The sequence below is a fragment of the Bacteroides acidifaciens genome (assembly GCF_024623065.1).
Classification (GTDB): Bacteria; Bacteroidota; Bacteroidia; order Bacteroidales; family Bacteroidaceae; genus Bacteroides; species Bacteroides acidifaciens.
On sequence record NZ_JANJZR010000058.1, the window covers coordinates 18,407 to 28,876 of the forward strand.

6 protein-coding genes and 3 pseudogenes are annotated in these 10,470 nt (G+C 42.9%); 3 read left to right on the plus strand and 6 right to left on the minus strand.

Annotated elements, in window-relative coordinates; all coding sequences use genetic code 11:
- Positions 1-13: 13 nt before the first annotated feature.
- The 3 genes from NSB03_RS14760 to NSB03_RS14770 are packed head-to-tail and all read right to left on the minus strand — an operon-like array spanning position 14 to position 5,414.
- Positions 14-916 (minus strand): DUF4984 domain-containing protein, encoded by a 903-nt coding sequence (locus NSB03_RS14760; protein WP_024987921.1) that lies wholly within the window; start codon positions 914-916, stop codon positions 14-16.
- A gap of 17 nt (positions 917-933) precedes the next feature.
- On the minus strand, positions 934-2,460 hold the full coding sequence (locus NSB03_RS14765; protein ID WP_024987922.1) for a RagB/SusD family nutrient uptake outer membrane protein: 1,527 nt from the start codon (positions 2,458-2,460) through the stop codon (positions 934-936).
- 17 nt (positions 2,461-2,477) lie between these two features.
- A complete protein-coding gene (locus NSB03_RS14770) occupies positions 2,478-5,414 on the minus strand; it encodes a SusC/RagA family TonB-linked outer membrane protein (RefSeq protein WP_024987923.1) in 2,937 nt (978 codons plus the stop codon).
- A 598-nt stretch (positions 5,415-6,012) separates the two neighbouring features.
- On the opposite strand from NSB03_RS14770, the gene NSB03_RS14775 reads away from it, so the two are divergent.
- Positions 6,013-6,216 carry a transposase gene (locus NSB03_RS14775; RefSeq protein WP_257466475.1) on the plus strand — a complete coding sequence of 68 codons (204 nt, stop codon included), beginning with the start codon at positions 6,013-6,015 and terminating at the stop codon, positions 6,214-6,216.
- 213 nt (positions 6,217-6,429) lie between these two features.
- On the opposite strand, the pseudogene NSB03_RS14780 reads toward NSB03_RS14775, so the two are convergent.
- Positions 6,430-6,690: pseudogene (locus NSB03_RS14780) on the minus strand (DUF6845 domain-containing protein); the annotation flags it as partial.
- A 501-nt stretch (positions 6,691-7,191) separates the two neighbouring features.
- On the opposite strand from NSB03_RS14780, the gene hdhA reads away from it, so the two are divergent.
- Complete coding sequence (hdhA, locus tag NSB03_RS14785) at positions 7,192-7,971, plus strand: 7alpha-hydroxysteroid dehydrogenase (RefSeq protein WP_121767025.1); 780 nt, start codon at positions 7,192-7,194, stop codon at positions 7,969-7,971.
- Positions 7,972-8,145: 174 nt separating this feature from the next.
- Positions 8,146-8,902, plus strand: a pseudogene (locus NSB03_RS14790) (beta/alpha barrel domain-containing protein); the annotation flags it as partial.
- 1 nt (position 8,903) lies between these two features.
- Here NSB03_RS14790 and NSB03_RS14795 read toward each other — a convergent pair.
- A complete protein-coding gene (locus NSB03_RS14795) occupies positions 8,904-9,674 on the minus strand; it encodes a GNAT family N-acetyltransferase (protein WP_024987925.1) in 771 nt (256 codons plus the stop codon).
- Between the two features lie 281 nt (positions 9,675-9,955).
- Positions 9,956-10,213, minus strand: a pseudogene (locus NSB03_RS14800) (thioredoxin family protein).
- Positions 10,214-10,470: the final 257 nt, after the last annotated feature.

Below are 10,470 nucleotides of genomic sequence, written 5' to 3' on the forward strand. Positions count from 1 at the left end.
TTGTTTTAATGTTTTAATAACCTTGTTCTTTTAGTTTTTCTGCTTCCGCCTCACTAATCCATTCGATGAGGTTGATGTAAGTGCCTACTACGCCATATTCGGAACCATCTTTATTGTCTACACTCAGCGTAACGTATTGGAAAATGAAGTCCTGGCAACTGCTGTAGTAGGATGTATAGTTTGCCGACTGGCTCAACCGCAGATTTCCGTCTCCGTGAATGGTTCCGAACGGCTCGCTGGTAAGTCCGCATACGTGCTTGTCCATATCTATCAACGGACGGAGGATATCTTTGCGGTCGAACTTGATTTTGGTGTCGTAGCCGTCAAAGTAGAGTCCGTGCAGCACGATTGTGTTTTCTTCTCCTTCCACTACATCGGAAGTAATCAGACGGATGCCTACATTTTGCATATAGTCCGAAGAAAGGAAGGAGGAAGTGACGCGGCAATAACCCGTGAAGTTGTGAATGTCAAACGGACATGACTTCTGCATCACGACTTTTGCTTTTGTGGTGTAAAGGTTCCACTGCTCCGATTCGGGTACAATCAGGCGCAAGGCAAACCCCAGCGAGTCGGTGACTTCGATATTGTCATACACCCCTTGCACTTCGATGTTGGCAACCCGTTCGCCCGCCTTGATGGTGACGGTGTTTGAAAGCAGCCGATAGTGTTTGCCTTCTACCGCATTGCTTTCCTTATCAATGATTTCCACAGCAAGGTTGCGGTCATAGTCAACCGCCGTAGTAGCCGCAATGGGAACGTTGAATATCTCGTTGGTTTCTTGTACGGCATACTGATAGAGTGTGTCGGAAAACATCAGATAATTCGGACCTTTATAGACCATATTGTCCTGCTCACATCCGACAAAACTGATGATGGCAGCAATCCCCGCCATGCATCCAATGATTAGTTTTTTCATTATCGTATGTTTTAATCTTATTTGTTACTTTCATTAGGTTCCACTATCGAACCGGGAGCATCCAGTTCGTGTTGCGGGATGGGCCATACGAACATTACATCGTCTTTTTCCACCTTCAGGCTGCTGCCGTTTTCCAATGATTGTGCCTGCGGCTTGCGTTCGAATCCTTTGTGCCAGCGTTTCAGGTCATGCAGGCGGAATCCTTCCATGTAGAGTTCCTTCACACGTTCCTGCTCGATGATGTCCATCGCATTGTCCTTGTTCATGGGAGTAGTACCGCTTCCATAGCTCGAATAGCGTGCCAGACGGAGTGTGGAGATGTCTGTTCCCGCTTTGCCGTATTCGGGCTGCTCTTTCTGCACATAGGCTTCTGCACGAATCAGGTATTGTTCCGACAGGCGGAATACCTTGGGCATACATACATGCAAGATGCGGTTTTCTACAAAACTTTCGTTGCCGAAGTACTTAATCAGTAAAGGCCAAGTGAGACCGTAGCTTGTAGTCTGGTTTTGGAAGAATGTAGTCACACGCAAGTCGTTGTTGTCGTAAAGGTTGATGACCCATTCGGCAGGTACATAGTCCGGGCGGAGGCTCACATAGTCGTAGTTGGCAAAGATACGTCCTAAGGCACCACCATAGGAGGTGACGGTGAATCCTACTTGCCAAATGGTCTCTGTTGAGAAATCGTTGGTCCACATATATTTGTAGTGGCTCACACCGTTTGTAATCGCATTGGTGCAGCTCGACAGACGGTATCTGTTGCTTTCGATGACTTTAGTCGAATATTTGATGGCATCATCCCAGTTCTTCATATATAAGGATACGCGCGCACGCAAGGCGTGAACAGTATATTCGTTGAAGTAGGGAGAGTGGTTGTCGTCATACAAATTTCCAGGATAGTCCTCCTCTATTTTCAACAGCTCTTCGGCACGATCAAGGTCTTCGAGGATAAAGTCATACGACTCTTTCAGTGAAGCGCGCTTCATGGCTTCATCGCCACCATAATGGCGTGTCAGAATCACTCCCAATTGGTTGGCGGCGTCTTCGTCGCTCTCGTATGCCTTACAGAAGAGTTTCACCAATTCGGAGTAAGCTAATGCACGGGCAAAATAGGCTTCACCACAACATTGGTCGAGTTTGTCCAGTTGTTCATCATTGGTGACGTTCTTTCTTACATTGTCCACTCTGTCGAGCAGAAAGTTGCAACGGTTGATAACCATATAGAGCGAACCGTAGACGGCCTCAATGTCTGTATTAGTGGCGAGGATGTTCTTCCACCGCCAGATATCCCCGTACACGTTTGTATTTCCATTTACTCCATATACAAAGTCGGTTTGCAAGTCGGGCAACAAGGTAAGATTGCCCGAATAAAGGGCACTGCTCTTGAATGCGTCGTAGATGCCGATTACTGCGAGGTCTACGTCCTTTACCGTCTGGATTGCCTTGTCAAAGGGTATCGAGTCTTCGGGAAATTTGTCCAGACAAGATACACAACAGAGTGCCAGCGCAACCGATGTAATATATAATTTGAATTTACTTATCATTTTTGTTACTATCATATTTAGAATGAAACTTCAACACCTAACGTAAACTGACGCGAAGCTGGGTATTGTGCTCGATAGATATTGCTTGCCACTTCAGGATCGAGCCCTTTGAATCTGGTGAAGGTCAGCAAGTTCTGCCCTTGCAGGTAGATGCGGGCGGAAGAGAAGAAATTACTTTTCTTGAACCATGCCTGCGGCAATACGTAAGCTAATGTCAGATTTTTCAGACGAAGGAACGATGCGTTTTCAAGGAAACGATCATCAAGTTGTGCTACTACGCCATAGCGCGGGATGTCTGTGACGTCTCCCGGTTTTTTCCATCTGTCGTACAGAAGTCGTTTGGACTGGTTGTAGGAACTGTACAATCCGTTACTCTCTTCGAAGAAACGGTCGTTGTTCATCACCCAGCGGTTCGCCATCCAGCTGAACTGTGCCGACAATGAAAGCCCTTTCCATGCAAGGCTTGTCCCAAAACCGCCTGCCCAAGGAGAATCGAAGGTTTTACCTGTCATTACTTTGTCTTCTTCGCGGAATTCGGTGGTCAGTTCGCCGTCTTTTGTGTACCACAGAGCGTCGCCGTTGGCGGGGTTCACTCCGGCATAGCGATTGAGGAAGAACTCGTGTACGGGATGTCCTACAACGAACTTAAGTCCAGTGGTAGATTGCACATACTCCGTCACGCCATTGTAGAGTTCCACCAATTTATTCTTGTTGTAAGAAACGTTGGCACTAACGTTCCAGGTGAAGTCTTTCGTACGGATAATGTCTGCATTAGCTGAGATTTCTACACCTCGGTTCACCATTGCTCCTATGTTTTCCCAACGATTCTTCTCACCAGTCAATGCGTATGATTGCGGTACGAGCATCAGTATATTGGTCGTCTTCTTGTGGTAGAAGTCAACATCCAGACCGATACGGTTGATAAAGCTCAAGCGTAGACCGACGTTGTTGGTCCATGTCTGTTCCCAACCCAAAGTCGAATTACCGCTTTGCATAGGATAGATTCCAGCTTGCCCAAGATAGTTGGGACCTCCTGATACCAATGCAAGATGGTCGTAGTTAGGTATTTCCGAGTTACCGGACGTACCAGTGCTCAGAGCTATTTGTGCGCCCGATAACCATTTAACATCTTTCAGGAACGCTTCGTTCTTGATGTTCCACATGAAGCCAAGCGACCAAAAGCCCCCCCAACGGTTCTGTTTACCAAAACGCGAAGAAGCATCTGTACGTACTGCCGCTTCGGCATAATATAAGTCCTTAAAATTGTATTCGCCACGGAAGAAGAACGACAGATAGTAATAGGAACTATTGTTGTCTACCCAACTGGTAGCGCGCGTACCGGAACTTAGAGTTGTGAGCATATCGTGTGCTTGCCCTACTGCGATTGCCTGGAAACCTGTAGACTGATAGTTTACTGCTTCTTGTCCCAGCATGAAGTTGAATGAATGGTTGTCGTTCAGTGCCCAACGGTAGTTTGCCGTGGTGGTTTCGCTCAAACTGAGGATGTCCGACGAACTGCGACCGGCAGAACCCGATTCGTTGTTGATGATATAGCTAGGGAAAGACTGCATGAAGGCTGTCGAATGTGTATAGTCTACACCAAACTGAGTATGGATGGTCAGGTTTTTAACTGGCGTAATATCGGCAAATACGGTAGACAATAATTTATATTTCTTATATTGCACGGGATTATTAGCCATCCATTCAATCGGGTTTTGTCCCGTTCCCGTCCATGTCCCGTTATTTTCAGAAGCTAGCGAACCGTCTTCATTGTAGGGATTCCAATAGGGGAGCATGAAACGTGAGCCGGCAATCGGTGTATAGAGTGCCATAGCACCTTCTTCCGCCTGCTGCACTTCTTCGTAAGTGGTCATCGTGCTAGTACCTACCTTGAGCCAGTTGCTTGCTTTTACTTCAGCATTGGCACGCATGTTGAAACGGCGGAAATTGGAACTTTGTGCAATACCTTCCTGATCGAAGAATCCGCCCGAAACGTAGTAGTTCAGACGATCGGTGGCACGGTTAACCGAGAGTTCGTAGCTCTGCAACGGTGCGCTGTCGTTGAATACTTCGTTCAGCCAGTTGACATTGGTGCGCGAGAGCAGTTCATAATCCTGTCCTTTATCTATTCCTATTTCCTGCTCAAAGCGGATACGTTCGGGAGTATCCATCAGCATCCATTTATCATCAGATGCGAGTTGAGAAATACCATACTGCGCACGTAAGGTGACTTTTGCTTTGTCGATAGACAGTCCTCTTTTGGTGGTAATCACTACCACACCATTGGCTGCACGTGCTCCGTAGATAGAGGTGGACGATGCATCTTTCAGCACGGAGATAGATTCAATATCCCCCGGACTGATGGTGTTGAAGTCCGAACTGGAGATGGGTACTCCGTCAAGAATAAACAGTGGAGATGTTCCCGAATTGATAGAGTTCGTACCGCGAATCTGGAAAACTGCCGCCTTGCTGGGCTCTCCGGAGTTGGAGATAACCTGCAGTCCAGGCGTCTGTCCTTGCAGCGACTGGTCGAAACCAGCTGCCGGAACATTTTCCATCTTTTCTGCTTTCACAGTAGCTACGGAACCGGCAATGGTTCCTTTCTTACGAGTACCATAGGCTACTACCACTACTTCGTCTATCAGTTCTGCATCCGATTCGAGCACAACGTTCAACGTACCTGTTCTGGCGTTGACTTCATGCTTTTGCGACTGCATACCGATATAAGAAAAAATTAATGTGGCTTTTGCCGTACCTTTAATTTCAAGAGTATAGTTACCGTAGATATCAGTAACTATACCATTGGTACTTCCTTCTTGTAATACTGACACGCCAATCAATGGTTCATTATCCTCATGGGAAATGACCTTACCCTTTACCAGGAAATCTTGTGCATGGAGAGATTGGACAGTCAGCACTGCAAGAAAGACAAACCAAAGAATAAACTTTCTCATTTTTGTCTTTAAACTATTATTGATTTTAATTGAAATTAATTTATTTCGTGTATATACATGTCTTTTAATGATAGTTCTGAAAAAGAAGAAAAGTCATCACGTTTTTTAATGTTTTTCCAAATAATAGGTAACATTTTTATGTTATTGAATTTAATTATCATTTAATACGATATATTGCATAATATTTTGCAAATATAATCAATATTACCAAGAGCCGACTTCTATAAATAAAAAATGAGCACATATAGTTATTTGATTAATTTATAGCACACAAAGCAAATCGCCAAAACGAAACTAAACATATAACCAAAAGCAAAAAGCTACATATATTTACCAGTTATAATATTATAAAATCAGATTTATCCGTGTCACATTGTTCATAATGTTAATTATACAAAAACAGTCATATCATATATATAAATTTACAATATAAAACTGCTTTGTTTGGATAAAATAGTATCGGTAAAATAGAGTATTTTTTAGAAGTTGTTTTAAAATTTATTGAAAATAGACGTTATTGCAATGAATAATACATTATAAATCAGCAGGTTAACTATCAATTCATTCATAGCTTTATGATTATCAATCAATTAGATTTATGAAACAATACTCAACCAACCTTACTGATAAACAGTGGCAAGTTATAGAAAAAATTATAAATCTGCAAGAAAGGAAGCGAAAACATTCTCTCAGAAACACCATGAATGCGATTCTATATCTTCTCAAAACAGGCTGCCAGTGGCGCATGATTCCCAGGAATTTCGCTCCGCGGGAAAGCGTATACTACTATTTCAGCAAGTAGAGCAACGAAGGCATCATTGAGAGGCTATCCTACAAATTTCCTCGTCTTGCTAAAATCCTTGCGGATGGTGGCTATAGAGGAAGCCTTGCAGATTGAGTATTTAACAAATTCAAATGGGAACTTGAAGTCGTCCTCAGACCTGATGAATGCCCGTCAAAGTTCAAGATCATTCCGAAACGATGGATTGTTGAAAGAGCATTCGCATGGCTGGAAAACTTCCGGCGGTGCGATTGGAGCAACTTCGGGTACTTTTCCGTTCTGTTCCATATATCCCAACACAGCAATCACATCTTTCGCATTGGCTACGTGTCTCAACACAATAAGAGATGTATGATAATAGTTTATCACCTTACTGGCGTCGTCCAACTCTTCGGGAGTGGTCGCAGACATGACCTGTTTCATGCTTCCACCCGATCAAGGAACCAATAAGAAAACACCTACGAGTGCTCCCAAAAACAAGATTCTTTTCTTCATAATATTCTGTTTATTAAGTCTTTCGTAGTATAACAATAAAAATCGTTTTTTTGTTATAAGCAAACAATACATACCGGATAAGTTAAAAAAGAACAGGAAGTTCAAGATATTATTGACGATGATTAAGGAATAAACAATCACAAGGGGTATAAAAACAAAAAATGGCTACTCATCGCGAGCAACCAATCTTTTGTTAACCTTAAATCTAATACTTATGAAAAAAACACATTACAAAGGTACTATCTTTCTGGTAAATAGCAAATTTCAGAGTGAAAACCGGTGATAATATAACACGGTTTAATACTCTCGGAAGCGCATTAACAAATAATCGACCTGACATTAACATTTAGCAGTTTTCTTAAATATTTAGGAGTGATAGACTAAGAGAAATGTAAAAGTTTTCAAACAAGTTAGCGAATCTTATTAAAGAGAGTTTAAGATGGGTAACAAATCTCCCACCCGTTTGTTTCAAATAGAAGGTAACCATCAAATTCTCATTATATGAATAGATTCGAAAATAAGGTAGTCATCATCACCGGTGCTGCCAGCGGTATTGGCGAAGCAACCACACGCCGCATTGTTTCTGAAGGCGGCAAAGTAATCATTGCCGACCACTCCAAAGAAAAAGCAGAGCAACTTGCTGCCGAACTCACTCAATCGGGGGCTGACGTGCGTCCCATTTATTTCTCCGCTACCGAACTGCAAAGCTGCAAAGAATTGATTGACTTTGCCATGAAAGAGTACGGGCAAGTGGATATACTGATTAACAACGTAGGCGGCACCGATCCGAAACGTGACCTGGGTATCGAGAAACTGGATATTAATTACTTCGACGAGGTATTTCACCTTAACCTTTGCTGCACCATGTATCTCTCCCAACAAGTGATTCCAATCATGGTGGCACACGGCGGTGGGAATATTGTAAACGTGGCATCTATCAGCGGAATGACCGCCGATGCCAACGGGACTTTATACGGAGCCAGCAAAGCAGGTGTCATCAACCTGACTAAATATATCGCAACCCAACTGGGCAAGAAGAATATCCGTTGCAACGCCGTAGCGCCCGGACTGATACTGACTCCCGCTGCCCTGGATAATCTGAATGAGGATGTCCGCAACATCTTTTTGGGGCAATGTGCCACACCTTATTTGGGTGAACCGGAAGATGTGGCAGCTACCATTGCCTTTCTTGCCTCGAACGACGCCCGGTATATCACCGGACAAACAATCGTCGTAGATGGCGGACTGACCACTCATAATCCAACCGTAGAATTATCATAAAACAATATCAAACGGTACATCGCACGCCTCAAAGATTTAAGTACAATTACTGATCTGCCGTAACGATGTACCGTCTCTACCCCTTCTTGAAAGTCTTCTAGCCCTATTCTCATAAATTAGAAAACATTAAAAGAAAGAAATATCGGCAATCAAACAATAGTTTCGTTCAACAAGTTCAGCTTCCATGATAGAAATGAGACTGAATATACTGAAGAATTTCTGGAAAGACTTAAAATGAAATTGATAAGCTAAGCCGATTGAGACTTACAGAAGAAGAACTGGAATATATGACACGGAATTGCCGATTCCTTCCGAGAGTTTATTGGGAACGGCTGTCATCCTTCCGCTTTCATCCGGATAAAATCAAGATACATTTGGATGAGGCGCATCATCTTCGCATCGAAGTCAGTGATTTTCTCTATAAAGCTACCCTGTATGAAGTACCTCTGCTTGCCATTGTATCCGAAAGAATGTCTATGACGGTGATTTGGGCATTGCCTTATCCGATACTTATACTTCCGGTATCTTCCTCAACAATCTCAGCCGCAAACAGGCGAAACTATTTGACGGTGTCCGCTGCGATTCCGGTAATGAATTTGAATTTATAGACAGTCTGGTATCCCGTTACAAAGAACTGGGAATTGACGCGACCACCAAGACTATCGTTTTCAGCAATGCCCTCGATTTCACAAAAGCACTGGAGATTCAGGAATATTGCAAGAACAAAATCCGTTGTTCCTTCGGCATCGGGACAAATCTCACCAATGACACCGGATTCGAGCCTTCGAACATTGTCATGAAGCTGACACAATGCAAGATGAATGTCAATCAAGAATGGCGGGAATGTATCAAGCTATCCGATGACGAAGGCAAACATACCGGTAGTCCGGAAGAAGTACAGGCATGTTTGCATGAATTGAGACTGAATTAGCTTATTTCCCTATTATCGCTTTATCAAAACGGCTATCCATACAAGCACTGATATCCGTTGTGACAAACTTGCCTTCATAGAACAAGCTGAATATCGTAGCCGGAGTAGGTGCAGCCTGTGCCTGCTCCATTGTCTCCAGTTTAACAATCTCCAAAGGCAGATTTCTTTTAGCGGCGGTTTCCTTCAAAGAACTCATCACATGAAATTCTGCAAACGGGCAACGGTTGGAGAAATAAACAGTGATACCCTTTTTATTAGGGCATTCTCCTGTTCGTACAGATTCATTAAATGTCGGATTCGGAGCATCAACATTCAATTTCTTGACCAACAGACTAAATCCTGTCGGAAGCTGTTCGCAAACAACAAATCCCTGTCTCAACAGCCATTTGGTATCACTCATAATATGAAACTTCTTTGTTCCTACTACTGTCACCAAACCGTCCTTACCTTGCTGCAAAGCGTCATCTATCGCAGTTTGGAGCAGAGCTTTCGCATACCCTTTTCCTTTATACTGCCCAGCTACCCAAAAGCAGTTTATCAACAAGTAATTGTCAGCCTTCACAGGAACCCACCCGTTTTCGGCCGGACCATATTCGATAAATACTTTCGCTCGCTCATTCAAACGACGAAAAACATACCCGTTTTCAAATTGCTTCTTCAGCCATTCCTTTTTCAGGTTATAACTTTCCTGGCATTTCTTATCCGAGAAAGCGCAGCAGATATGTTCTTTCCCTAGGTTGTCTTTAGTAAGCGTGATAAAGTCGATGTTCATGGTAACTTGTTTTTTATTAAATCAATATTATTTAGTAGAAAGTGAGGTACGGGCATAAAAAAAGGAGCAACGCCTTGCTCCAACCTTTGTTAACCTTAAATCTAATACTATGAAAAACACAATGCAAAGATACGGACTTTCCGATTATCTGCAAATTATCCAAATAAAAAAGCATGTTTCATAACATGATTTAAAACTTTCTGAGAAATAGTACCTGTTTTATTAATACTTTTTCGATATTTGAATCCTTTCACAACTCTTTCCAGTCTTTCCAAAGTAAGTTAGCCGGATTGTCTCCAAAGTTGTTGTCCTTTTCTGAAAAGGATAAATGTAGGCGTTGCTTCGATGATGTAGAAATCCGTAAGGGCAGTTTCCCGGTCTACATCTACTTCCACCCCTTCGATCGCGCCTTCCATTAACTTCTTAAATTCCTCAACAACAGATTTCATACGCTGGCAATGAGGACACCACGTTGCGTAAAATTCCGCCATTTACCAATCGGCATTAGCCAGCTTCTCTTGATGCCGTTCCTCACAGATTACTTTCTTCTCTTTGCATCATTGATTACTGTTTTGATTAATAATTGCCACTTCAACAATGCGAAAAGAAAGAAAGTTTAAAGGGTAAACAATAATACACACAGATTTAGAGCCTGTTTAAATTCTCTTCAGTCATAATATTATAGCTCTTACCCCAGCTTTTCTTGTCGCGTCCGTCTATAGTTGGCGGAAGGGGTATTAACAGTTGCGCTCTTGGCTATTAATAGCAAACTTCCCGCCCATTAAGTATAAAGTTC

What these genes read in the sequence shown, in the direction of transcription:
- NSB03_RS14765 (WP_024987922.1), bottom strand. Translation starts at nt 2,460, where the DNA reads ATGATAAGTAAATTCAAATTATATATTACATCGGTTGCGCTGGCACTC.
- NSB03_RS14760 (WP_024987921.1), bottom strand. Translation starts at nt 916, where the DNA reads ATGAAAAAACTAATCATTGGATGCATGGCGGGGATTGCTGCCATCATC.
- hdhA (WP_121767025.1), top strand. Translation starts at nt 7,192, where the DNA reads ATGAATAGATTCGAAAATAAGGTAGTCATCATCACCGGTGCTGCCAGC.
- NSB03_RS14795 (WP_024987925.1), bottom strand. Translation starts at nt 9,674, where the DNA reads ATGAACATCGACTTTATCACGCTTACTAAAGACAACCTAGGGAAAGAA.
- NSB03_RS14770 (WP_024987923.1), bottom strand. Translation starts at nt 5,414, where the DNA reads ATGAGAAAGTTTATTCTTTGGTTTGTCTTTCTTGCAGTGCTGACTGTC.
- NSB03_RS14775 (WP_257466475.1), top strand. Translation starts at nt 6,013, where the DNA reads ATGAAACAATACTCAACCAACCTTACTGATAAACAGTGGCAAGTTATA.